Annotated in this window: 24 protein-coding genes; 14 read left to right on the forward strand and 10 right to left on the reverse strand. The window is 39.1% G+C overall.

The window, feature by feature from the left end; genetic code table 11:
* Positions 1-7: 7 nt before the first annotated feature.
* The gene (locus tag ACY2RU_RS13310) at positions 8-1,291 is read right to left on the reverse strand and encodes an amidohydrolase (protein ID WP_490138963.1); all 1,284 of its coding nucleotides are present in this window, start codon (positions 1,289-1,291) and stop codon (positions 8-10) included.
* A 166-nt stretch (positions 1,292-1,457) separates the two neighbouring features.
* Between ACY2RU_RS13310 and ACY2RU_RS13315 the strand changes: the two genes are divergently transcribed.
* Positions 1,458-3,776, forward strand: a complete 2,319-nt coding sequence (locus ACY2RU_RS13315) for an ATP-dependent helicase (protein ID WP_490138964.1) — start codon at positions 1,458-1,460, stop codon at positions 3,774-3,776.
* Here the strand turns inward: ACY2RU_RS13315 and ACY2RU_RS13320 are convergent.
* Entirely contained in the window at positions 3,773-4,669 is an 897-nt protein-coding gene (locus tag ACY2RU_RS13320) for an alpha/beta hydrolase fold domain-containing protein (RefSeq protein ID WP_490138965.1), read from the reverse strand. The two genes, ACY2RU_RS13315 and ACY2RU_RS13320, sit on opposite strands and share 4 nt — an antisense overlap.
* A gap of 100 nt (positions 4,670-4,769) precedes the next feature.
* On the opposite strand from ACY2RU_RS13320, the gene ACY2RU_RS13325 reads away from it, so the two are divergent.
* The 4 genes from ACY2RU_RS13325 (at position 4,770) to ACY2RU_RS13340 (ending at position 6,702) form a co-directional block, all read left to right on the forward strand.
* Positions 4,770-4,982, forward strand: a complete 213-nt coding sequence (locus ACY2RU_RS13325; RefSeq protein ID WP_490138966.1) for a hypervirulence associated TUDOR domain-containing protein — start codon at positions 4,770-4,772, stop codon at positions 4,980-4,982.
* Positions 4,983-5,009: 27 nt separating this feature from the next.
* The gene (locus ACY2RU_RS13330; RefSeq protein WP_490138967.1) at positions 5,010-5,627 is read left to right on the forward strand and encodes an L-threonylcarbamoyladenylate synthase; all 618 of its coding nucleotides are present in this window, start codon (positions 5,010-5,012) and stop codon (positions 5,625-5,627) included.
* 84 nt (positions 5,628-5,711) lie between these two features.
* Positions 5,712-6,176: a phage tail protein gene (locus ACY2RU_RS13335; protein ID WP_490138968.1), complete on the forward strand. Its 465-nt coding sequence runs from the start codon at positions 5,712-5,714 to the stop codon at positions 6,174-6,176.
* Positions 6,169-6,702 carry a contractile injection system tape measure protein gene (locus tag ACY2RU_RS13340; RefSeq protein WP_490138969.1) on the forward strand — a complete coding sequence of 178 codons (534 nt, stop codon included), beginning with the start codon at positions 6,169-6,171 and terminating at the stop codon, positions 6,700-6,702. The genes ACY2RU_RS13335 and ACY2RU_RS13340 overlap by 8 nt, the downstream gene beginning before the upstream one ends.
* Positions 6,703-6,745: 43 nt before the next feature.
* Here ACY2RU_RS13340 and ACY2RU_RS13345 read toward each other — a convergent pair whose 3' ends face one another.
* From ACY2RU_RS13345 to ACY2RU_RS13365, 5 genes are all read right to left on the reverse strand, one after another.
* Positions 6,746-7,339, reverse strand: coding sequence for a DinB family protein (locus ACY2RU_RS13345; RefSeq protein WP_490138970.1), 594 nt, complete (start codon positions 7,337-7,339; stop codon positions 6,746-6,748).
* Between the two features lie 47 nt (positions 7,340-7,386).
* Complete coding sequence (locus tag ACY2RU_RS13350) at positions 7,387-7,869, reverse strand: nuclear transport factor 2 family protein (RefSeq protein WP_490138971.1); 483 nt, start codon at positions 7,867-7,869, stop codon at positions 7,387-7,389.
* Between the two features lie 73 nt (positions 7,870-7,942).
* A complete protein-coding gene (locus ACY2RU_RS13355; protein ID WP_490138972.1) occupies positions 7,943-8,800 on the reverse strand; it encodes an OmpA/MotB family protein in 858 nt (285 codons plus the stop codon).
* A gap of 118 nt (positions 8,801-8,918) precedes the next feature.
* Positions 8,919-9,914, reverse strand: coding sequence for a glycosyltransferase family 2 protein (locus ACY2RU_RS13360; protein ID WP_490138973.1), 996 nt, complete (start codon positions 9,912-9,914; stop codon positions 8,919-8,921).
* A 130-nt stretch (positions 9,915-10,044) separates the two neighbouring features.
* Complete coding sequence (locus ACY2RU_RS13365; protein WP_490138974.1) at positions 10,045-10,503, reverse strand: type I restriction enzyme HsdR N-terminal domain-containing protein; 459 nt, start codon at positions 10,501-10,503, stop codon at positions 10,045-10,047.
* Between the two features lie 59 nt (positions 10,504-10,562).
* Here ACY2RU_RS13365 and holA point away from each other — a divergent pair, with 59 nt between their 5' ends.
* On the forward strand, positions 10,563-11,567 hold the full coding sequence (holA, locus tag ACY2RU_RS13370; protein WP_490138975.1) for a DNA polymerase III subunit delta: 1,005 nt from the start codon (positions 10,563-10,565) through the stop codon (positions 11,565-11,567).
* A gap of 61 nt (positions 11,568-11,628) precedes the next feature.
* Here the strand turns inward: holA and ACY2RU_RS13375 are convergent, their stop codons facing one another.
* Positions 11,629-12,000, reverse strand: a complete 372-nt coding sequence (locus ACY2RU_RS13375) for a DoxX family protein (RefSeq protein ID WP_490138976.1) — start codon at positions 11,998-12,000, stop codon at positions 11,629-11,631.
* 202 nt (positions 12,001-12,202) lie between these two features.
* Between ACY2RU_RS13375 and ACY2RU_RS13380 the strand changes: the two genes are divergently transcribed.
* The 6 genes from ACY2RU_RS13380 (at position 12,203) to ACY2RU_RS13405 (ending at position 20,766) form a co-directional block, all read left to right on the forward strand.
* On the forward strand, positions 12,203-15,547 hold the full coding sequence (locus ACY2RU_RS13380) for a choice-of-anchor I family protein (protein ID WP_490138977.1): 3,345 nt from the start codon (positions 12,203-12,205) through the stop codon (positions 15,545-15,547).
* 93 nt (positions 15,548-15,640) lie between these two features.
* Positions 15,641-16,537 carry a 1,4-dihydroxy-2-naphthoate octaprenyltransferase gene (gene menA / locus ACY2RU_RS13385; protein WP_490138978.1) on the forward strand — a complete coding sequence of 299 codons (897 nt, stop codon included), beginning with the start codon at positions 15,641-15,643 and terminating at the stop codon, positions 16,535-16,537.
* Between the two features lie 45 nt (positions 16,538-16,582).
* The gene (locus ACY2RU_RS13390) at positions 16,583-17,263 is read left to right on the forward strand and encodes a metal-dependent hydrolase (RefSeq protein WP_490138979.1); all 681 of its coding nucleotides are present in this window, start codon (positions 16,583-16,585) and stop codon (positions 17,261-17,263) included.
* Positions 17,264-17,418: 155 nt separating this feature from the next.
* Complete coding sequence (locus ACY2RU_RS13395) at positions 17,419-18,474, forward strand: o-succinylbenzoate synthase (protein WP_490138980.1); 1,056 nt, start codon at positions 17,419-17,421, stop codon at positions 18,472-18,474.
* A gap of 14 nt (positions 18,475-18,488) precedes the next feature.
* Positions 18,489-19,664, forward strand: a complete 1,176-nt coding sequence (locus tag ACY2RU_RS13400) for a CPBP family glutamic-type intramembrane protease (RefSeq protein ID WP_490138981.1) — start codon at positions 18,489-18,491, stop codon at positions 19,662-19,664.
* A 22-nt stretch (positions 19,665-19,686) separates the two neighbouring features.
* Positions 19,687-20,766, forward strand: a complete 1,080-nt coding sequence (locus tag ACY2RU_RS13405) for an AMP-binding protein (protein ID WP_490138982.1) — start codon at positions 19,687-19,689, stop codon at positions 20,764-20,766.
* 6 nt (positions 20,767-20,772) lie between these two features.
* On the opposite strand, the gene ACY2RU_RS13410 is transcribed toward ACY2RU_RS13405, so the two are convergent.
* The gene (locus tag ACY2RU_RS13410; protein WP_490138983.1) at positions 20,773-21,525 is read right to left on the reverse strand and encodes a hypothetical protein; all 753 of its coding nucleotides are present in this window, start codon (positions 21,523-21,525) and stop codon (positions 20,773-20,775) included.
* Positions 21,526-21,549: 24 nt separating this feature from the next.
* Between ACY2RU_RS13410 and ACY2RU_RS13415 the strand changes: the two genes are divergently transcribed.
* Positions 21,550-22,884, forward strand: a complete 1,335-nt coding sequence (locus ACY2RU_RS13415; protein WP_490138984.1) for a M24 family metallopeptidase — start codon at positions 21,550-21,552, stop codon at positions 22,882-22,884.
* A gap of 3 nt (positions 22,885-22,887) precedes the next feature.
* Here the strand turns inward: ACY2RU_RS13415 and ACY2RU_RS13420 are convergent, their stop codons facing one another.
* A complete protein-coding gene (locus tag ACY2RU_RS13420; RefSeq protein ID WP_490138985.1) occupies positions 22,888-24,174 on the reverse strand; it encodes an MFS transporter in 1,287 nt (428 codons plus the stop codon).
* A 215-nt stretch (positions 24,175-24,389) separates the two neighbouring features.
* Between ACY2RU_RS13420 and ACY2RU_RS13425 the strand changes: the two genes are divergently transcribed.
* Positions 24,390-25,229, forward strand: a complete 840-nt coding sequence (locus tag ACY2RU_RS13425) for a hypothetical protein (protein ID WP_490138986.1) — start codon at positions 24,390-24,392, stop codon at positions 25,227-25,229.
* Positions 25,230-25,248: the final 19 nt, after the last annotated feature.

A 25,248-nucleotide genomic window follows, 5' to 3' on the forward strand; every position in this document is an offset into this window, starting at 1 on the left:
GTAAGATTTATTTCATGTTTAGATAGTCTAAAGACAATTGAGTAAGGGTTTGAACACCTAACTTCATTCCTGCATCATCAATTTGGAAATCTGGTGTATGATGTGGATATGCATTGGTATTTCCAGGGGTCATTCCGCCAAGGAAATAATAGAAACCAGGTACTACTTCCTGAAAGAATGAAAAATCTTCTCCACCTGTAGATGCTTTCATAAGCTGTACTTGATCAGTACCTGCGATCTTTTGTAAGGTAGGCAACATAGTTGCCGTGAGCTCTGGGTCATTATACGTCACAGCTGTATTGTTTTGCCACGTTACGGTCGCTTTCCCTCCATAAGCTTTAGCAATATCGGCAGCCATTTCAGTCATTCGTTTTATGATATGAGTACGCATGTCAGGATCAAGTGTTCGTACTGTTCCGATCATTTCTGCACTTTCTGGAATAATGTTAAAACGCACACCACTAGTAATTTTACCTACGGTGATTACGGCTGGCTCATTCGTGATGTTTGATTCTCTACTAATAATACTTTGAAAACCGTCAATAATTTTTGCAGAAATATAAATAGGATCTACACCGCCCCAAGGTGCTGAACCATGTGTTTGCTTGCCTTCCACATTTACAACAAAACGTTCTACTGCTGCCATGGTACCGCCAGGCTTATATTTAATTGTTCCAACTGGGGTCGCTGAGTTTATATGCAAACCAAAGATCGCATCAACATCAGGGTTTTTAAGCACACCTTCTTTGATCATTAGAGCGGCTCCTCCTTCTTCTCCGGGTGGCGGACCTTCTTCAGCAGGCTGAAAAATAAACTTGATCGTACCGTTAATTTTATCTTTATGCTTGCTAAGTACTTCGGCAACACCCATCAAAATAGCCGTGTGTGTATCATGCCCGCAAGCGTGCATCACACCAGTTTCGGTGCCTAGAAAGGTTGATTTTACTTCACTTTTAAACGGAAGGTTATTTCTCTCAGTTACAGGTAATGCATCAATATCTGCGCGTAACGCAACTACTTTACCAGGATTGTCACCTTTTAAGATAGCCACAACACCTGTTTTCGCAACGCCTGTAGTCACCTCCAGGCCTAAAGATTTTAGATGTTTTGCAATTATTTCGGCTGTTTTAAACTCTCGGTTTGAGAGTTCTGGATTTTCATGAAAATGATGACGCCAATCAATTACTTTAGATTCAACGACGTCAATATCCTTAGAAATAGCGGTATTGAGCTGTGCATATATGGAAGACGAAAAAAGAGCAAGAAGTAATAATGGAAGTAAATGTTTCATAAGTATCTAATTTATTTGCTTTCGCGAAGTATAGCGAAGTTAAAGATATTTAAATTTCAACAAACCAAAAACCTTTCGTTTTGTTTATAAATTATGAAAACTGAGTCTGTGGTTTTGGGTGGATTTCTGTATTTTCACGTTTTAGAATTACTTCAGAAGAAACACCTTGCAACAATACTTAGATCAACTTAACGAAGCCCAATTGGCGCCTGTTTTACAGAAAGACGGCGCAATGATCGTCATTGCCGGCGCGGGGTCAGGAAAAACTCGTGTACTTACATTTCGAATCGCCTACCTTATGTCTCAAGGCGTCGATCCGTTTAATATTCTGGCACTGACCTTTACAAATAAAGCAGCGCGTGAGATGAAAAAGCGTATTTCGCAGATTGTTGGGAGCAGTGAGGCCAAGAATTTGTGGATGGGAACCTTCCATAGTGTGTTTGCAAAGATCCTTCGGAGTGAAGCCACTAAGCTGGGATATCCAAGCAATTTCACCATTTACGACACTCAAGATTCACAAAGTGTGATTCGTGCGGTGATTAAAGATATGCATCTTGACAAGGATATTTACAAATATAAAAAGGTGTATTCGAGGATCTCTTCCTTTAAGAACAGTTTGATCACAGTGAAGGCATATTCCAACAATCCTGAACTTATGGAAGCCGATGCCATGGCTAAGGTACCACGTATGGGTGAGATCTATCAAAGCTATGTAGATCGTTGCTTTAAAGCAGGAGCTATGGATTTTGATGATCTTTTGCTGAAAACAAATGAGCTTTTAACACGTTTTCCCGAAGTACTTGCAAAATATCAAAATCGCTTTCGGTATATCCTGGTCGATGAGTATCAAGATACAAATCACAGTCAGTATTTAATTGTGAAGGCACTGAGTGATCGCTTTCAAAATATTTGTGTGGTAGGGGACGATGCGCAAAGTATTTACGCTTTCCGCGGAGCGAACATCAACAATATTTTAAATTTCCAGAAAGATTACGACGATGTAAAGACCTATCGTCTGGAGCAAAATTATCGCTCGACAAAGAATATCGTGCATGCCGCCAATAGCATCATTGAAAAGAATAAAACACGATTGGATAAAGTGGTTTGGACGGCAAACGACGAAGGCGCAAAGATCAAGGTAAACAGAACCATGACCGATGGTGATGAAGGTAGGTTTGTAGCGAGCAATATCTTTGAAACCAAGATGAATGAACAATCCAAGAATGGTGATTTTGCTATTTTGTATCGAACCAACGCGCAATCACGTGCTATGGAAGACGCGCTTCGGAAACGAGACATTCCGTATCGTATTTATGGCGGATTAAGCTTTTATCAACGAAAAGAGATCAAAGATGTCATTTCGTATTTACGACTCGTACTTAATCCGAAGGATGAGGAAGCTCTAAAGCGTGTGATCAATTATCCAGCGCGCGGTATTGGTCAAACAACTATAGAGAAGATCATTGTAGCTGCCAATCATTACGGCCGTACCATGTTTGAGGTAATGCAGGTTTTAGACAAGGTAGATCTAAAGATCAATAGCGGGACTAAGGCGAAATTACAAAATTTCGTTACCATGATTCAAAGCTTTCAAGTCATCAATGAAGGCTATAATGCCTTTCAGATGACCGAGCATGTGACCAAGAAGACTGGTTTGGTGCAAGAGTTTAAAAAAGATGGAACGCCCGAAGGGATTGCGCGCATTGAAAATGTGGAGGAGTTATTAAACGGGATGCGTGATTTTGTGGAAGAACAAAAAGAGATCGCCGATGCTACTGGATCCTTAGCAGAGTTTCTTGAAGATGTTGCATTAGCAACCGATTTGGACAATGAAAAAGGCGATGAAGATCGCGTAGCTCTCATGACGGTGCATCTCGCAAAAGGATTGGAATTCCCCTATGTCTATATTGTAGGAATGGAGGAAGAACTTTTTCCTAGCGGAATGAGTATGAATACGCGTGCCGAACTAGAGGAGGAGCGTCGTTTGTTTTATGTGGCGATCACCCGTGCTGAAAAGCAGGCCTATTTAACATATACCCAATCGCGCTATCGTTGGGGAAAACTGATCGATGCCGAGCCTAGTCGGTTTATTTCTGAAATTGACGAGCAATACTTAGAATATCTCACGCCCATTACCGAACATCGCTTTAAGCCTTTATTGGATGCTGATATTTTTGATGAGGTTGATCGCAGTAAACTTCGGTTAAAGAAACCACAAGCTGGTAGTCCGCCGCGAGGTCCATCTCAGGAACAATTGCAAAAGTTACGCCGACTAAAACCCGTGACTAGTAGTGCCGACAAGAATTTTGATGCTGCTGAAGCAAACCTTTCAGAAGGAACCAATGTAGAGCATATTCGCTTCGGAAAGGGAAAAATTGTTAAGATCGAAGGCGTTGGCGCAGATACCAAAGCCGAAATTCTCTTTGAAAAAGGAGGAATGAAAAAGTTATTACTTCGATTTGCAAAATTGAGCGTACTTGATTAATCGCCAACCGAAACAGGTAAAAATTCGTTGATATAGTTGGTCAATCTATTCTGAAGATCCAAATAACTAGCAGGTTCCCAATCGCCATGTCCTCCAGCGTAAATGGTGAAGCTATGCGGAATACTTATAGCCTCTAAATTATCATTTAATAATTGGCCGTTTTCAAGCGGAACTAGCGGATCTTGATTTCCGTAGAATAAGATCGTCGGACTCGTTGTAGACGATAGCTGTAGCGCCGGACTGTTTGCCACGGCATAGTCTGTTCCATCGGGATAGGCAGCTTCATCCACCAATAAGGAAAGCAGAAATTCAAAATTTGGATTGTCGGTAAAAAATGGGTCTGTAAAATTGGTTGGACCTACCACATCACATACCATCTTTACTGAATTATTTGTATCGTAAACGCTATCATACATCAATGAGATGTGTGCCCCTGCACTAACGCCAATAAGTCCGAATTCCGGTAAAATCTGTAGCGTTTCACTTTCTGCCGTGAGTTTTGCGATAACGGCTTGAAGATCTAAATATTGATTTGGAAAAGCGGCGGTATTTACATCGGCAAGCACGTAATTCATATTGACCACAGCATGGTTTGGATGAACCTCTTGAAGAAGTGTAACATAACCACTCATGTCGGCTTTGTCACCTTCAGTCCAACCACCACCATGCACCAAAATGATCACCTTTGTCTTAGTTTTGGTTCGTGCGGCAGGAAGATAGATGTCGTATTTTTGTTGTGTGTTGCTTCCATAGGAAACATCAAGCATCGATGCGGCTTCCAAAGGCAATATCTCGTCTTGCTGTTCTGCGGAAGGGCTATTGTCTGAAGAACAGCTAACCGATGTCCAAAATATTCCGAAAGCAAGAAAAAGGATGAACCAACGTAATTTCATAGAAGGGATTTCAGAAGAGAACGTAAAAATGTGATTTTTATGTTATAAATTATTTAAAGATGTTCCATTTCAGAAGAAAATAGGCTAATTTTAAAAGAAAATGATACGAAAAGGAACTCAGGTACAATGGAAATGGGGCAAAGGAACTACCTCTGGGAAAGTGATCGGTACACATACCGAAACCATTACAAAAACGATTGAAGGTTCGGAAGTTACCAGACACGGTGACCAAGAGAATAAAGCATTGTATATTGAACAAGAGGATGGAACTAAAGTTTTAAAGCTAAGCTCAGAAGTGGAGCGTGCTAAGTAGTTAACCAATTTTTGAAATATAGAAACCATGGCAGAATTTATAAAACTATATGAAGACAACCCGAACCCTAAAGATGTGCAACGTGTTGTTTCTATTCTGAAGAAGGGCGGACTCGTAATTTACCCGAGTGATACGGTTTATGCGTTGGGTTGTGATATTACCAATACCCGTGCTTTGGAGCGTGTTGCGCAGTTAAAAGGAGTAAAGTTGGAAAAGGCTAATTTCTCGTTTGTTTGTGAAGATCTCAGTAATTTATCTGATTATGTTAAACAGATCGATTCGAGTACATTTAAACTACTGAAACGATCGCTTCCCGGGCCGTATACATTTATCCTTCCGGGTAATAATAATTTGCCAAACGTTTTTAAAAAGAAAAAAGAAGTCGGTATACGGGTTCCTGATAATAAAATTGTACAGGCTATTGTTCATGCTTTGGGAAATCCTATTATTTCAACTTCGATCAAAGATGAAGACGAAGTGATTGAATACACTACCGATCCTGAATTGATCTACGAAAAGTGGGGAAAATTAGTTGATGTCGTTATAGATGGTGGTTATGGCGGAAATATCGCATCTACGGTGATCGATCTAACAGGTGATGAACCTGTGCTGATTAGAGAAGGTAAGGGGAGTTTGGAGATTTAAATCTTGAAAATCATTTTATTAGGTATTTTTACTGAAGTGTACCTAATTAAATTTCTTGTAAGTTCGTTCTGTTAAATATTATGTATGAGCACAGAAGATAGTAACATCGAAAACGCGATCTGGCCAACACCAAAGTTCAAATTTGAAGTCGATTTGGGAATTAGCGATGGGCTAGTTTCATTTCAGGAAGTCTCAGGGATGGATGTAGAAAATCAGATTATCGAATATCGCAAAAGTAATAGTCCGATATTTTCTTCGGAACAAATGCCAGGAATTGTAAAATATGGCAATGTGACTATGACACGAGGGGTTTTTATTAGTGATACTGCCTTTTGGAATTGGCATGAACAGATTAAGATGAATACGATCACTAAGAGAACCATTGTGATAAAACTACTAGATGAACGTAATACAGTAGTTATGCAATGGCAACTTAATAACGCCTGGCCCACAAAAATTACGACTACCGATATAGCATCCGATGCTAACGAGGTAGCGGTAGATATTTTAGAGATTGCACATGAACAACTTATTATAACAAATGGCTAATCAAAACAATACTCCATTTTTTCAAGGAATACGAATACGTAATGCAGGTATTGTTCTCTTGAATAATTATATCGAAATGTTGTTTGAAAGACTTAAACTAACTGAAGCGAAACAGTTTGTTAGTGAATCGACTCAATTACAGGCCATGCATTATTTACAATTTGTGACTACAGGTCGAAGTCGTACGGAAGAACATGATCTAGTTCTCAACAAAATTTTATGCGGTGTCATTCCAACGCACCCAGTTATAGACGGGATCGATATTTCTAAAGAAGAAATCGATTTAATTGAAGGAATGATCCAAGCAGTCATTGGTCATTGGTCGGCTATTGGGCAGTCTTCGGTTGAGGGATTCAGAGGTAATTGGCTTGTTAGAGATGGTTTAATAGTGGAAACATCGGAACGATGGGAACTTACCGTTGATAGACGAGCCTATGATGTTTTAATTAACCAATCACCATTTTCATTTTCAATAATTCATCTCCCGTGGATGACGAAACCGTTACATGTCTATTGGCTCTCTTAAGAAGAAGGATGACATCCTTCAATGATTTATAGCTACTTTTGGATTACTTCGGAAAGTTTTCATTTGCCATTACTTCTTCCATTTGAAGCACATGTCTTTCGGTATGCCCAGCAATAAACAATAGGCCTTGATAAGCATCGAGGGTGCCAAAAGGCATGACCATATAATGATTCCGAAGATCAGCTTCGGTTTCATATACAAAGCGCATGGTTGCGCCGCGCTTGTTTAGAAACTCTTTTACTGTGTCCTCATGTGAACCAAACTTTCCGCTAGGTTCAAAAGGTTTTGGTGTTTTAACTTTCGTTGAGCGATCTGTGATCATAGGAACAACTTCAGCATCTGTCATTTTTACCTCACTTCTTTTTGAAGGATCTGCGGGCGTTTCCAAGGATTTCTGTAAGAGACCGAAGAGGTTAGTTTCGGCAATGGCTAGATGTTCTGCACATTCAGCGATAGACCATGCTTCCGGACTTGGTTTGAAGTTGAGTTGTTTTGGCGTAAGTCCGTCAAGCACTTTCTGCATATGTAACGAGCTTTCGTTGAGTTCATAATTTGCAAGATCTGTTTCTTGTTCGCTTAGCGATTGTGACCATGCTTGTGATCCAATAAAGAGTAGTAAAATGGCGAATTTTTTCATAATGTTTTGTTGTCAGTGCTTTGTTTCAGAAATAATAATTATGAAAGTTAGCGTTTATTTGTAAAATCTTGGAGTCGTATTTGTGTTTGTTCCTGAAGCTTTTTCTGAAAAAAACCTGTCCATCCCATCAAATACCCCTTCATTCCTATGGCTTGTTTTGACCAACGGTATAGGTCAAAATCGTCTATATGCTTAATTATTTTACCATCTTTAATTTCAAATTGCGCGTTGATGATGTTGTGAACTTTTCGTTTTTCTTTTCCGAAGGAATAATAAGCTTCCCAGTGGGCGCTTCCTGTGTTTTCTGAAATTTGAATATTTGAAGCTTTCACCTTAAAGTCTTTTCCTTGTTGAGATAAACAAAGCATTCGCCACATATTTTTGGCGTCTTCACCTCGCAGCGTTCCGAAGGCAGGATCAGTAAAGGTAATATGGTTATGATAGCAAGCTGCCATGTGATCTCCATCCAACTGTTCAAAAGCTTGGTAGAATTGTTTTATGATGTTATGATCCTTTGTAACTGCAGTCATGGGTTTGTATTTCGATTAAAGATAAAAAAAAACCCGAACACGTGTTCGGGTTTTATAATTTCAACAAAGATTCTTATTGACCTCCAGTTTCTAAGTTTTTCATTTCGCTTTCGATCATTTCGTAGAATTGATCGATCTTAGGAAGGATATAAATTTTAGTTCGTCTGTTTATAGAACGATTCTCAGCAGTAGTATTTGATACTAGTGGAACAAATTCTCCACGTCCTGCAGCGATTAACTGCGAAGGATTAGCGCCAAGGTCAACCAACTTTCTAACTACGGCTGTTGCTCTTTTAGCACTTAGATCCCAGTTGTCAAGTAACACACCGCTACTGTAAGATACATTATCTGTGTGACCTTCTACTAAGGCTTCAAAATCTGGCTTACCATTGATCACGGTAGCAACTTTTCCTAAGATCTCATTCGCACGAGTTGATAAGTTGTAACTACCAGTCTTAAATAATACTTTATCACTTAAAGAGATAAATACAACACCTTTTTCAACGTTGATCTGAATATCTTGATCATTCATACCCACTTCTCTCTTTAAACTAGAAACAAGCGCTAGTGTTACAGAGTCTTTCTTGGTAAGCGCATCTTGTAAACGAGAGATCTTAAGATCTTTTTCTTTTAAGCTTTCTAAAGATTTCTCAAGGTTATCAGCACCTTTCGTTGTTAGTACCGTTAAGTCCTTTGAGCTACTAATCAATGCGTCATTAGTTTTCTTCATGTCTGCCAAACGATCCTTAAGAGCGTCCACTTGGGCCATAGCCGTTGCGCGTTCTGTTAAACATGAGTTTAACTTAACAGTTGCGGTATTTAATAGATCCTGAGTATTTTTATACTGACTTTCTAAATCTGCGTATTTCTTTTTCGAAACACAAGACGTAACAAGTACCGAACATAAAACAAGAATTAAAACTTTTTTCATAATAGTATATATTGTTAGTTAAATTGTATTAAAATTATTGTTCAAAATTGATTTTGTACACCAAATGTATAAATAATGCAGTACCTCAAAAACCGATTAACAATACTTTAAGTAAAAATTAGTCAAGATTTGTAAATTTACGTTTTTTTTGAATAAAATAAGTCCAAACAATTGAGTTTAAGTAATTGTATTTCAATTTTGTAGCATGCTTTTTTCTTTTCTGAAGGAATTTAGGAAGCATACCATAAAAACTTAAGTGAGCCCTTAAAATGGCGAGTACATGTTTCCCTTTTCCTTGGAATAAAAACTGTAAAGCCGCAGCTGCGTCGAGTATAAGTCGTTTAAATATCATCCACCAAACACGGCTACCTGAAACATTTTTCACCAACAGCAGCAGGGTGTTTCGAAAGTTGTAAAATGTTTTTCTAGGGTTAGATGCCGAAAGGGTTGCGCCCCCCACATGGTAAACATGGCTTTCGGCTATATATTTAATAATTCCATGATTGGCCTGTAAGCGCCAGCAGAGATCAATTTCTTCCTGATGGGCAAAGAAGTCTTCATCAAAACCACCCACTGCCTGAAATGATGTTCTTCTCACGAATAGACAAGCCCCTGTTGCCCAAAAAATGGTTCTCGTATCATTGTATTGTCCGTTATCCTTTTCAAGTGTGTCAAAAATTCTTCCGCGGCAAAAAGGATAGCCTAAACTGTCTAAAAATCCGCCAGCAGCACCGGCGTACTCAAAATGTGTCTTGTTTTTATAATCTAAGATCTTGGGTTGTGCAGCGACAAGCTCTTTATCATTTTGAAAAGCCTTTAAAAATGGCTTGAGCCAATTTTGAGTTACTTCAACATCGCTATTGAGTAATACTAAAAGGTCTTCAGAAAGATCTTTTAAGGCATCATTGTATCCTTTAGCGTAACCACCGTTTGTGTTGTTTTGAATGATCTTTACATTGGGGAAATGCTCTAAAACATAGGCAACCGATGAATCGGTAGAGGCGTTGTCGGCAACATAAACAGTAGCTTCTTCAGAAAATCGCACCACAGATGGCAAAAACTGCGCGAGCAATTCTTGTCCGTTCCAGTTGAGTATAACGACGGCAATAGTCATAAGGTGCAAAGAAACGGAATTTTCGTTTGCTAGCGATTAGATTTTAAGAACGAAGCACGAAGATCATAGACTAAAATAGAATTTACTTATTAAATCATTCATTAACTCATTAACTCATTCCTTCATTAAATTATTCAGTAGCCTTTCTTCCATATGCCGGCAAGTTTTCCAAAAACACATAGCGCTCATTTTCGAAATCCATTTTACAATAGTAATGTTCCATTCCGTTTGTAACCATCAGATAGGTGGCATTCAGCACCAGATTGTATCGGGCTATTTGATCAAATGTGTCTTGCGATATCTTTACTTGAGGCGCCTTACATTCTACAATAAGATGAATGCTTCCGTCTGCGTTGAAGACCACAATATCATACCGCTTTGAGGTATTGTTGAGTTTAATGAGTTTTTCGACGTTGATATGTGATATCGGGTAATTTTTTTCAGAAATAAGAAATTGAATAACATGCTGTCTAACCCATTCTTCGGGAGTTAATACCAAAAATTTTTTTCGGATTTCATCAAAAATCAATGGTTTGTTTTCGTTACTTTTGAAACGAAAAGTATATTCAGGAAAGTGCAGTTTCAGCATAGCGCAAAGAAACAAATTATGTCGCAGATTTCCGCAGAAATAGTACCACGTACATACCTATGCCTTTAGATAAAGCCAAATCCATTATAAACGATATTAAAACAGGGAATCTCAAACCTATATATTTTTTGATGGGAGAGGAGCCGTATTATATTGATGGAATTGCAAATTATATTGAACAAAACGTTTTGGATGAAGCCGAAAAAGGTTTTAATCAAGTGGTTCTCTATGGAAGAGATGTATCAATTGAAGATATCGTAGGAAATGCAAAGCGATACCCAATGATGGCCGAACATCAGGTTATTATTGTAAAGGAGGCACAGGATCTTTCGCGAACCATTGAGAATTTAGTTTCCTACGCCGAAAATCCGCAGCCAACAACTGTATTGGTTTTTTGTTATAAATACAAGAAACTGGACGCACGGAAAAAATTAGCAAAGGTTTTAAAGAAAAATGCTGAACTTTTTGAGAGTAAAAAATTATATGAAAATCAGGTGCCAGACTGGATTCGGCGCGTGTTGGCGGGTAAAGGCTATACTATCACACCAAAGGCTGCACAAATGCTTACAGAGTTTCTAGGAAATGATCTAAGTAAGGTTAATAACGAACTGGAAAAACTCCAACTTATCATAAAACCTGGCGAGCAGATCACGCCACAACTTATTGAACAGAACATTGGGATCAGTAAGGATTACAATAACTTTGAACTGCAAAATGCTATTGGAACTAAAAATATTAAAAAAGCCTTTGTGATAATTCAGTATTTCGGGCAAAACCAAAAGAATCATCCACTAATCATGACGGTAGCGTTATTGTACAGTTTCTTTTCCAAATTACTGAAATACCATGCGCTAACCAATAAGGGCGATGCACCAAAGGTTTTGGGGATAAGCCCATTCTTTGTAAAAGATTACCAAACCGCGGCAGCTAATTATTCTATGAAAAAGGTCAGTGCCATTATCGCCGCTATTCGAGAAATCGATATGAAAAGTAAAGGCGTGGGGGCAGCGCAGGTTTCTCAAGCGGATCTTCTCAAAGAACTCTTGGTAAAGATCTTTAACTAACAGTTTAAGTATTTTATAGAATTTAGGTCAAACGCTCTTTTTTCTAATACGATTTAAAATGTTAGCTTCTACTAAGACCGAAACGTCCACCACCCATTAACGCGATTCCTAAAAATCCAATAAGGTAAAGTAGTGCCATTTCTTTAGTTGCTAAAGGATCATTCCCATGCACAATAAAGGCCGCAACTGCCATAGTAATAACTACTGGAATTGCTGAAAGACGTGTTTTTAGTCCTATAATAATTAATATAGGGCAAATAGCTTCTGCAATCACAGTGAGTATCAAAGACGCTGTTGAGCCAATGCCAATAGGGTCTCCAAAACTAAAATTGCCAGAAATTAATTGTAAAAGCTTTGGTATTCCGTGGGTTAACATAAGTGCGCTAAATCCGACACGTAATAATAGTAATCCTAAATCATACTGTTTCTTCATTGTGGGGTAGGTTTTAATTAAGAATACTAAAATAGACATTTTTTTCTCAAAACACAGCGTAACTATTTCGTAACAATTAGCTGATTTTCGTTAAACAATTAGCCTGAAAGTACAATCAAATTTTTACGATTCCTTAATCTTTACCTAAGCCGGTTACGACATTGTCTAAGTAGTTTTGCGATATCAATTAAAAATCGAACTTATGAAACAAATTACAGTACTTGCAGCTATGTTTATAGCTGCTGTTACCACGGCACAAACTACGGTAAAATCAACTAGTTTTGAAGAGCCTCTGGCGGGAGCACAATATGTGGATACCGGTGATGCCAATGTTGCACATGACCTTTTGAACAATGCAGGTGAATCGATGGTCGATTTCACAACGGTAGGAAACGAAATTGGTTTCGACGCTACCTACGCTCCGTATGACACTCCAGATGTTGGCTTAACAGATGGAGATTTTGTGGGAGCTAGCACATTTACTGGCGATGTTACTGCGTATACCGACGGACTTCAAGGATATCAGCTTTCAGATATCGACGGAAATATGATACTTACTTTTGATCCCGTTGATTTTACCGGCTTTGAAAACAATACCGTATCTATCGATTACTTTGTCAACGGAACAGGCTACGAAGGCGATGGAACCTTAAATGAAAGTGGTTCCGACCGTATACGAATTTATGTTCGCGATCTTACCAATAACACAGAAATAGACATTTTAAACACTGAAGGCTCCGATATTAATGACCTAATGATCGAAGACACCTGGATCACTGGCACTGCTTCTGTTCCTAATGACGCCATGGTTCAAGTGGTTGTTGAGGTACGTACAAATTCTGGTTCGGAAACTTTATATCTCGACAAGCTGTTGTTTCAAGGAGATGTTGCTGCACCGACCTCAAATTTGATCGTTTCTGAAATTTTCTCCGGACAAGCGGGAACAGATCTTACTGCCGACTGGTTTGAAATTATGAATACAGGCACGGAAGCATGGATCTCTGGTGTAGATGCCGATCTATATTATGACGATGAATCTGCTTCAGGAAGTGATGCCGATCTTATTGAAGGTATTACTGAAATTCAATCAGGCGCTACTGTAATTGTATTGGTTACTGGTGATGTAAATGATATTACTACATTTAACAATGTATGGAGTCCTGTCATTGACCTTACAGGAATTGAAATCGGGTATACAGACGGAGCTGGATTAGGCGGTGGTGGTGATGACGTAAATATATGGTTAGGTGATCCACTTACAACTTCACCAATTTATACAGCAAGTTATCCAGATACTGGAGCTAACGACGGACAATCATTTGATGTTCAATTAGCCGCTTTTAGTACCGTGGGAAATGCAAACGGTGCTGTAGAAACGATCGCTCAAGGAGGCTCTTCTAATGATGTTCCAAATATTGGTTCCCCTGGAAACGGACCAGCAACTACACAAGCTACAGTTTTATTTGATGGAAATTTTATAGCAGTTTCAGAGGCTGACGGAAATGTTACTATCGGCTTAATTCCTTCCGCAGCGCCAACAATAGAAGGTTCTATAGATGTAACCATTGTAGCTGGTGGAAGCGCAATTGAAGGGACAGACTTTACCTATGCATCTTCTGAAACAGTAATCTTTCCAATAGGAAGCACAGATATGCAAACTATAAACATTCCTATTTTAGATAATAGTGTTGACGGAAGCGATGTCTTTTTTGTATTACAGCTAGAGAATGAAATAAACACTGTGATTGGTGGCGATAATATTTTTTCAGTGTATATTCTTGATGATGACACCTTAGTACCGGCTGGAGATGCTGCTGAGATCGGTTTAACACATCTAACAAGCTACTTGGTTGATCCTGCAGGAACAGCAGAGATCTCTGCTTTCGATCCAGCTTCACAACAGCTGTTTGTAACTAACGGAGATAAAATAGAGGTGCTAGATTTTACAGACCCTTTAAATATTACTTCAGTAACAACTATTGATGTGGCAACATTTGGAGCTGCAACAATTCAGAGCATTGCTGTTAGTAACGGTCTCATTGCAGGAGCACTTTCTGTAGATCCAGCAACCGATAATGGGCTAGTTGTAATTAGTAACGCCGATGGCTCATCAACAGTTACTTTAGAAGTAGGTTCACTTCCTGATATGCTTACTTTCTCTCCAGACGGAACAAAATTGTTAGTTGCCAACGAAGGACAACCAAGCGATGATTATACTATAGACCCTGAAGGTTCTGTGTCTGTAATTGATGTTTCCGGAGGACTAGGAAACATTAGCCAGGCAGATGTGACTACTTTAAATTTTAATGCTTTCGACGCGCAACAAGCTACACTAGAAGCTGCAGGCGTTCGTATCTACGGACCAGGAGCAACAGTTTCTCAGGATTTAGAACCAGAATATATCGCAGTTTCAAACGATAGCCAAAAGGCGTATGTAACACTACAAGAGAATAATGCTTATGCTATTATCGACTTGAATACGCTTACGATCACGGATATATTGTCATTCGGACTAAAAGATCACAGCCTTGCAGGAAATACAATTGATGTTAGTGATGAAACCGACTTTATTTTTGATGCCAATTGGCCAATTAAAGGAATGTATATGCCAGATGCCCTCGCTTTTTACGAAGTTGCAGGTACTTCATATATCGTAACCGCAAATGAAGGTGATGCACGTGAGTACGGTGGTTTTGAGGAAGAGCGGAAAATAGGGGATAGCGATTATACACTAGATCCTTCGGTGTTTGCGAATGTTGATATGCTAGCATTGGCATCGAACTTGGGAGAGATCGGCGTTACAAGCGCGTCAGGAGATATAGATAATGACGGTGATTACGATGAGATCCATGTTTTCGGCGGAAGGTCTTTCAGTATATTTAATGCTGAAACAGGTGAATTAGTATATGATAGCGGAAATGATTTCGAAGTAATTACTGCAAATGATCCTATCTATGGAGCTATTTTTAATGCAAGCAATTCAAACAACAACCCGAAAAATCGAAGTGACAACAAAGGACCAGAACCTGAAGGTGTTACCATTCGTGAAATTCAAGGTCAGACATATGCCTTTATCTTGTTAGAGCGAATAGGTGGTGTAATGGTTTATAACATAACAGACCCTGCTGCTCCTGTCTTTGTTGAATACGAAAACAATCGTGATGCTACCCCAGGAGGTAATGAAATGGGAGATTTAGGCCCTGAAGGAGTTATTTATATCGCAGCAGAAGATAATTCAACCGAGCGTGGCGTGTTAATAGTCTCAAATGAGGTAAGTGCAACTCTAGGGGTTTATACTATTGAAGCTGATATTATTTTAGGTGTCAATGATTACAATTTCGAGTCAACTACCTTTGTTATGTATCCTAATCCAGCAAAAGGGCAGGTGTTTTTTAATGTTGTTGATGATTATAAAATGTATGACCTAAGTGGCCGCTTTATTAAAGAAGAGAAGAATACTGAGGTCTTAACAATCAACGAAATACCAAGCGGAATATATTTTATTGTGAATGCGCAAGGCAGTACACAAAAACTTATTGTTAAGTAGTTTTATTAGTTTATTTTGATTCAGTTAAGAATCCGCTTCCATTTTGGAAGCGGATTTCTTTTTTCTTGTATTTTTGTCGCTTAAGTAAAACAAATGACAAAAGTAAGCGCATGGATTTCTGCGGCAAGACTACGAACTCTTCCCTTGTCCATTTCTGGTATTGTAACAGCAAGTGCTGCAGCTAAATTAATTGAGGCATTTTCTTTATCTATTTGTGTTTTGGCAATACTTACCACGCTTGGTTTTCAAATCCTATCCAACTTTGCGAATGATTATGGAGATGGTGTTAAAGGCACTGATAATGCTGATCGAGTTGGGCCTAAACGAGCTTTTCAGAGTGGTCTTTTAACCGCCAAAGAGTTAAAATATGGTATGATAATTACCGCTATGATAACACTATTGTTGGCCAGCATGCTCATTTTTGTTGCCTTTGGAAATGAGCACTTTGTGTTGTCTGTTATCTTTTTTAATCTTGGGATTGCTGCGGTCATTGCTGCCGTCACCTATACCGTTGGAAAAAGAGCGTACGGTTATCGCGCCATGGGCGATCTGTTTGTTTTTGTTTTCTTCGGGCTCGTTGGAGTAATGGGTTGCTACTTTCTATTCACTCAAAGCTTAACAAATTATATTGTGTTACCAGCAATAACTATCGGGCTCATGAGTACTGCGGTTTTAAACTTAAACAATATGAGAGATCGTCTCGCTGATGCCAAAGTCAATAAAAACACCTTGGCGGTAGTTCTAGGAGGAGATCGGGTAAAGTTTTATCATGCGTCCTTAATTTTGTTGGCGTTTCTAAGCGCTGCTGTATATTTCTTTTTACAGCAAAGCGGTTGGTTACGCTTTATACCTCTTCTGGCTTTTATCCCATTATTTATGAATATTCGTGTGGTTTTTAAGAATACAGAACCTACGCAATTGGATCCTGAGTTAAAAAAGGTGGCACTAAGCACCTTTTTGTTTTCATTATTGTTTTTAATCACGGTCTAGCTTTTTAATCACATTCCTAGTATCTTTAGGTTTCAAAAAAAAGATATGAAGATTACATTTTACGGTCAGAATACACTTGCATTAATCGTTGGCGGCAGCCATATTATAGTGGATCCTTTTATTACAGGAAATGATCTTGCGAAAGACAAGGTGAATATTCTCGATCTTAAGGCAGATTATATTCTACTTACACATGCCCATCAAGATCATATTTTAGATGCAGAAGCCATTGCAAAAAATACGGGCGCTACCCTTGTAAGTAATTACGAGATCGCTATGCATTATAAAGAAAAGGGCCTTGATGTACATCCTATGAATCACGGTGGAAGTTGGAATTTTGACTTCGGAAGGGTGAAATATGTAAATGCAATTCATACAAGCTCTTTTCCTGATGGTAGCTATGGCGGACAACCAGGGGGTTTCGTGATCGAGGGAGAGCACAAAAATATCTATATCGCAGGAGACACGGCACTAACCATGGATATGAAACTCATCCCAATGCGCACTAAACTCGACCTTGCAATTTTACCCATTGGTGACAATTTCACAATGGGCGTTGATGATGCAATTCTTGCTAGTGATTTTGTACAATGCGACAAAGTACTTGGTGTACATTATGATACGTTTGGCTATATTGAAATTGATCACGATGAAGCCAAAAAGAAATTCTATGATGCTGGCAAAGACCTTATGCTTCTAGAAATAGGAGAGTCTATTGATTTATAAGTTGGTAGTTTAATAAGATTTATTCATTGCATAGATATAATTTTAGAACAGAAATACAATGTGTTGAATTAGCTATGGACTTAGAAATAATCATTAAAATGCTTTCAAAGCTAAGACCGTCTCTTCGCTAATTTTTTATTTTACCAACATACCAAATGCTAACAGCCTCCTATCACAAACATATCCTTAACTTTAAACGACCTAGCGGAACGTCTCGCGGTATTCTAAAAACCAAAGAAACTTGGTTTCTAATACTTAAAGATGAGGAAAGCACAGGAATCGGTGAGTGTGGGATCTTACGCGGACTCAGCATGGACGATAGACCTGATTATGAAGATATGCTGCGTTGGACTTGCCTAAATATTAATCTAGGTGAAAAGGAACTCTATGACGCTCTAAGTAATTTTCCGTCAATACAGATAGGCGTAGAGACCGCTTTTAGATCATTGGCTGCTCAAGATATGTTTCAGATATTTCCTTCGGAATTTTCTCGTGGAAAAGCAGCGATACCAATCAACGGACTCATTTGGATGGGTGATGTTGATTTTATGAAAAAGCAGATCGCCGAAAAGATCGACGCCGGGTTTTCGTGTATCAAGATGAAAATTGGAGCAATCGATTTCGCTTCCGAAGTGGCACTTCTGAAAAATATACGCAATGAATTTTCAAGTAACGATATTGAGCTACGCGTTGATGCCAACGGCGCTTTTGCACCTTCCGAAGCATTAGAAAAACTTCAAATTTTGTCGCAGTTGCAGATACATTCCATCGAACAACCCATCAAAGCAGGACAATGGCAAAAAATGGCCTATCTCTGCGAAAAAACACCATTACCTATTGCATTAGACGAAGAGCTTATTGGAATAATCCCTTCCGAAGAAAAACAAGAATTATTAGACACCATCAAACCGCAATACATAATTTTAAAGCCTAGCTTTATTGGAGGTTTTAGAGGTGCAGACCAATGGATCGAACACGCTAAGAGTAAGAATGTGGGTTGGTGGATCACTTCGGCCTTAGAGAGTAATGTGGGTTTAAACGCAATTTCGCAGTATACATTCACAAAAAATAGTACATTGCCACAAGGTTTAGGAACCGGTAGTTTATATACCAATAATGTAAGATCCCCGCTTGAAATTATGCATGGAAATCTAAAGTATAATCCCCTTAAATCTTGGAATACAGAATTGATTACAAGTAGAGTAGAATAGCTAAAAGTAACTTTATGTATATAGCACAAGCATATAAATTTTTGCATGATTGGTGGCGTTATTTGGTGGGAGCCATCGTCATTTTTTTAGCGTCTCAACTAGGCGCAATTCCTTTATTTATTGCAGCAACCATGAAATTGATGAGTGAAGGAGGCGATATCTCGCAATTGGAAGATCCCAACATGATCATGACAATTTTGGAGTCGAATCTAACATTGTTTTTAATGCTTTTAAGCTTTGCCGTTGGTCTTTTTGTGCTGTATTTTGTTGTAAAATGGATGCATAAACAACCTTTTGTGACACTAACCACCTCACGTAAAAAAACCGATTGGGGACGTGTTTGGTTCGGGTTTATTTTGATTGCTGTTACAACAGTTTTCTTTACAGGGCTGGATTATTATATGAATCCACAGGATTACGAAATACAATTTAATCTTGTGCCTTTTGTCATTCTAGCGGTAATTGCCATCGTAATGATTCCGTTGCAAACTAGTTTTGAAGAATATTTGTTTCGTGGGTATTTGATGCAAGGAATTGGGGTTTCATCAATTCGAAAATATTTTGCATTTATATTTATTTATCTTTTTATTAGCTTATCATTATACTTTTACTTTAGTATCACTTATCAAATTTCGACTTTTTATCATTTGCTTATAACAGTTGGAATTTTCGGTTTATTGGCTGTTCTTATTGTTTCGAACCTTCTTGAGCCAATGACAAAAACAAATTTCTACAAAAATCTCCGCAAAAGGTTTAATAGTAAGTTTTTACCATTATTTGTTACTTCTGTAATTTTTGGCGGACTCCACTTCTTTAATCCGGAAGTTGCGAAACTAGGTCCCATTATCATGATCTATTATATTGGAACCGGTTTTTTCCTCGGAATTATTACCCTAATGGATGAGGGTATGGAACTCGCCCTAGGTTTTCACGCTGGAAATAACTTGATAGCAGCACTTTTGGTTACGGCAGATTGGACCGTTTTTCAAACGAATTCTATTTTAAAAGATATTTCAGAACCATCGGCAGGTATCGATGTTTTGATCCCAGTACTTATATTTTATCCCATCCTTATTGCGATCATGGCATATCGCTACAAGTGGAAAGGATGGAAGGATAAACTCTTCGGAAATGTTTCTCCACCACCGCCTGTGGTTGAAACAAACCCAGATTCGCTTTTAGAACTGTAATTAGCAACTGTAAACCGTCATTTTGAAACCAACCTCTCCTTACTTTCACACTTCGTTTACCTTCAATGGTTTGGAGTATAATAATGCCGAAGAACTTTTAGAATTCGCCAAAAAGCTCCGAAAAGAAGGTGATGATTATGAGGTAAGTATCGGTAAGTTTATTAAAAAATGGCTAAGCGAGAGTGAAACGATACAGGTAAAAACCTCTGGATCTACAGGAACCCCAAAAAAAATAGAGCTAAAAAAAGAGCACATGATTGCAAGTGCAAAAGCCACTTGTAGTTATTTTAAACTCGGACCCAATACAAAAGCTCTATTGTGTTTATCTGCCGACTATATCGCAGGAAAAATGATGCTGGTACGTGCCCTCGTAATGGGTTGGGATTTACATGTTGTTGCGCCAGAAAAAGATGCGCTTACACAATACGATAATGACTATGATTTTGTTGCCATGGTTCCTTACCAAGTGCATCACACCTTTGACGCCTTAACAAAAGTAAGAAAACTGATTATTGGTGGCGGCGCGGTTTCCGCCGCGCTAGAAGCAAAGCTTCAAACGATTCCTACGGAAGCGTTCGCCACCTACGGAATGACCGAAACCTGTTCACATGTTGCTGTTCGACGTTTAAACGGACTCGCAGCAAGCGATAGCTTCGCGGCTATGCAAGGCATCAAATTTTCAACCGATAATAGAGGCTGTCTCGTAATTGATGCGCCATCAATCGCCGATGAGATCATAACAACCAATGATATGGTGCTTTTGGAATCTCCCACACGATTTACATGGTTAGGCAGATTTGACAACGTAATTAATAGTGGTGGTGTTAAATTATTCCCAGAAACCATAGAAGCCAAACTGGCACCGTTTATAGAAACTCCTTTTATAATTACTTCGGAAAAAGATGCGGCTTTGGGGGAACGTGTCGTGCTTATTGTTGAATATAAAGACAATACCACAGTGCCTAATTATGCAGAAGCATTTACCATTTTAGATGCTTACGAAAGACCCAAACGCCTTTATACCATCTCAAAATTTCCGTATACCGAAACGGGTAAGATCAAAAGAGCTGAGGTAATGCAAGTATTACAGAAATATCGCTAAGAGCAATTAATCTGTATATAACTTTAACGCATTGCTCGCATACTGCTTAATATAAGCCGCATCGTCTGAATCTAAGTTTGCGTCATATGGATTACTCGGTAGATCAAATCCAGACAAGGCCTCAAAAAACATTGCTGATGCAAAATAAGTCCCTTGTAGACTTGGATGTACACCATCTTCACCCAACAGATGAATGTCATCATTCTCTGCTTCAAAATCGCGCCAGCCCAATCCAACAGGGATAACCTTCCAATTGGTGATCTTATTGGCTTCCGTATAAAAATCAACGAGTTGTTGGGTCATTTCGGGTTGATCTTTATAGGCCCAAGTTAGATAGAGCAGCACACGAATGGGTCTGCCCTGTAAAAGTGCTTGAAAATCACGAATCGATTCCAGAGCATTTTCTGGGTCAGTAACAGCTTCGTTGCCATTTTCTTGCAAAATAATATAATCCCACAAGGTTTCGTCAATAACACGAAGGGTAGTTACATTATTTAAATGATCTCGTAATTTAAACCCCCCGTATGCTTGCTCTTGAGTGTTGCTGATTACTTCGGAAGAAGTAGCTTCATAAAATTCTTGAACATGAAAGGGAATACCGTTATTATAATAGGTAAGACTATTGCCAATAAATAAAATATCGATCGTATTTAAACTTAAAGGATCGTCATCTTCTTGTTGCTGTCCAGTAAATTTTGGCGTATTTTTACTACACGACGTAATCAAAAGGAGCATAAATAGGAAAGAAATTTGCTTCATCGTCTACATTAAGATTTACAAGATATGAAGAAACCTATCCTTGCTCAAACACTTATAATTATTGTTATCTCTTTAGTTAGTTTTACGGCGACTGCTCAAATCCTTCCAGAACGGGACCGCGCAATCCTTAAAGATGAACTCTTAGCCGATCGCTTTGACAACCTTCTTCCGATGTTGATGGATCAAGCCGATATTGACATGTGGTTGGTTATTTCACGCGAATACAACGAAGATCCGGTCATGCGAACCATGCTTCCAGCAACCTGGCTCAATGCCCGAAGAAGAACTATTTTGGTTTTTTACCGAAATAAAGAAAAAAATACCATCGAAAAATTAGCTGTAGCGCGTTACAATGTGGGTGACAACATTGTTTCTGCTTGGAATAAAGAAACGCAACCCGATCAATGGGCGCGCTTGGTAGAGATCATCAGGGAACGAAACCCTGAAAAGATTGGAATTAATATTTCTAAGCACTTCGGAATTGCAGACGGCTTGGTGGAAACCGATTATTCAGAATTAAAAGAAGCGCTTCCTCAAAAACTAGAAGATAAATTGGTCTCCGCCGAAAAACTAGCGATCGGTTGGATTGAAACCCGCACCGAAAAGGAAATGCAACTCTATAACACGTTAATTCAAATCACTCACGATATTATTGATGAAGCGTTTTCCGCCAAGGTCATTACCCCTGGAAAAACTACAACAGACGATGTGGTTTGGTGGATGCGTCAAAAGGTAACCGATCTAGGGCTTGAAACCTGGTTTCACCCTACGATCGATGTGCAGCGTGATAGCGAAGCGCTAAAAAGTCATATTGATTCGTTTAGTAACGGCTATGCCGAAAAAGTGATCATTCCGGGTGATCTGCTTCATTGTGACTTCGGAATTACGTACATCGGCTTAAATACCGATTGTCAGCAACATGCCTATCTTCTTCAAAAAGATGAAACTGAAGTGCCAGTTTATCTTTCCGAAGCATTTAAAAAAGGCAACCGCGTACAAGATATTTTTACTGGAAACTTTGAAGTAGGGAAGACGGGTAACGAGATCTTGGCCCAATCACTTTCCGAAGGCAAAATAGAAGGATTGCGTCCTTCTATTTATACACACCCGTTAGGAACCTACGGACATAGTTCGGGTACCACGCTGGGAATGTGGGATTCACAGGGCGGTGTGCCTGTAAATGGCGACTATCCTCTGCACTATAATACGGTGTACGCTATTGAGCTTAATACAACCGTTTTTATTAAGGAATGGAATAAAGACATACGTATTATGTTAGAGGAAGCAGGTTTCTACGGAAAAAAAGGTTTTCGCTATGTAAATGGAAGACAGGAGGCCATCAAGCCTATTGCGTGGTAAAACTCATGAATTCCTTTTGGTGATCTGAAAATAGATCAGCGAAGCTAGTAATCCTACTGCCGAAAAAACAGCCAACATTATAAATACGTGTTGATGCCCCAGCCTGCCTGGATTTCCATCTAATAAATAGCCCATGGCAGGACCCGCAAAAATGTCGGGCGTATAACCAACCAAAGAGATGAGTCCGACGGCAGTTCCGGTGAGTACAAGGGGAATTTTTCCTTCTTGCATGGTAGCAAAATACAAGGAACGCGCGGCATAAACGCCTGTGGCGGTAATTAATACAGCGAGTATAAAAAGATAGGTTGCGTTTGGATTTAACACGTCTGAAGCAAATAATAGCGCCCCAACAATACTGAGGATAAAGCTAATGATAAGCCATAGTATCACTCGAGAGCGATCTGCAAGGAAGCCAATGATAATGCCTACTACGGGACGAATAAATAGTAAAAAAGTTCCAATTTTGGCGGAGTGAATCTCATCGTAAAGCATCACCTCTTCAGCATATTGAGAAAAAATGTCGGTGGTTTTATAGCCTACATAGGCGCAGAGAATAATGATCATAAGCAACCAAACCGACGGAATTTGCAGCACGGCTTTGATGTGTTTTATTGAAAATTCAGGGAGTAGTTCTTTTTCTGTTGCTTCGGAAGGAGATTGCTTCAGAAAAAACCAAACCAAGAGTCCGATACCCGCCACAATGCCCGAACACACTAAGATCACTTGATTAAATGCGAATTTCCGTTGGCTTAGAACGGCTTCCGAAATTTCACCAACAATAAACAGCGAAAAGATCAGCACTCCTAGGGAGGCAAATAGGGCGCCCACGAGGCCGCGCCCACCGTCTAGAAATCCGAAGGCCTTACCTTGCGAAGCAGTGCCACCCCAGACGCGCGTTGCTTTGATCATGGCTGCCCAAAATAGAAAAATGGTGGTGACACCCCAATAACCGTACAAAACTTTTAATCCGAAGTAAGAAGGGTAGGTGGCGTAATAAATTCCGCCTAGTGCCGTAAGTACTAGAGCCACAGCTATAAGCTTTCGTGGCGGAAATCGGTCTGCCAACGGACCTCCAAAGAAATAGGCGAAGAGGGCGGTAGTTCCGTAGACAGAAAAGCAAGTTCCTATTTCTACATTGGTAAGCTGAAAAACGTCTAAAACAGTTGGTCGAAATACCCGCGCTAGTACAAAAGGGAGGATGAATACGGCCTCGCCAGCGAGAATAAGGAGTAGAATATTGTAGAGTGACTGTCTTTTTTTAATCTTAATGCTGTTCGTTTTCTGTTGCATATTTTGTTTTTCAGAAGAAGAAAGTCAAAGTTAAGGTATCTCCCTAAACCCAAAGTGCCCTAAATCTTCGATTAAAAGTAAAGAAATTCTTTGTAAGGTATTTACTACGTGTTACTACCTAGGAAAGATACTACAAGCGTTAGTTGTTGATTTTGAACGATTTATACTACATTTGAAATACTAACTAATATTTAAATTTTACTATTATGAAAAAAATGAAAAAATTTTCGTTGCTAGCTGCTGTTATAGCATTTGGCTTATTAACATCTTGTTCTAAAGATCAAGGTACAGATGTGGCTCAAGAAGAGAACTTGAGCACGAAACAAGAAATGATTAAGGAGATGTCAACGCAACAAAGCGCAACAAGAGCTCCTATTAGCTATGCAGGTGTTATTTGTGGAGATGATATTAATGGCTCTACAAGCTTGAATAGCTTTGACAACGTTGCAGCGGCTGCCTTCTATTCTTTTGATGGTACTGCGGGTGATGTTGTGTCTCTTAATGTAACAAGAACTTCTCCTGGTTTGGATCCTGGAATGGCTCTTTTCTTTGGTACTACTACAGATAGTAATGGTATTGATGTATTTGGTAATGGTGGTCCAGATATGACCTATTTAGGTGACTGGGATGATAATGTAGCTGATCCTTTTGGTAGCTGTTTTAGTGATCCTGCTGTTTCAGGGCTTATATTGCCAAGTACAGGTACTTATACATTAATTGTATATGATGTATTAGGTTGTGGAGCTCCTTACAACTTTGTTGTTCAGTCTAGTGGTATCTCTTGTGATGCAGATGGTGATGGTTGTCTTGATAATGTTGATCCAACACCAAATTCAAACACAGACGCTACAGTAAACTGGAATGGATGTGACTCTGGTGTTGCAAACGTATTTATCGACTGTAACTCACTAAATGATCTTATCGCAGAATGTGCTGCTAACTCTGGTAGTTCAGGAGCATTTAGAACATGTGTTTCTAACATGACTAATGACTGGGTAAGTGCTGGAATTATTAGCAGAAGAGATCGTTTAATGATCATCAGATGTGCTAGATAATCTAGTGAACACGAGTTTT

It is taken from the genome of Ulvibacter sp. 2305UL32-6, from assembly GCF_058148545.1.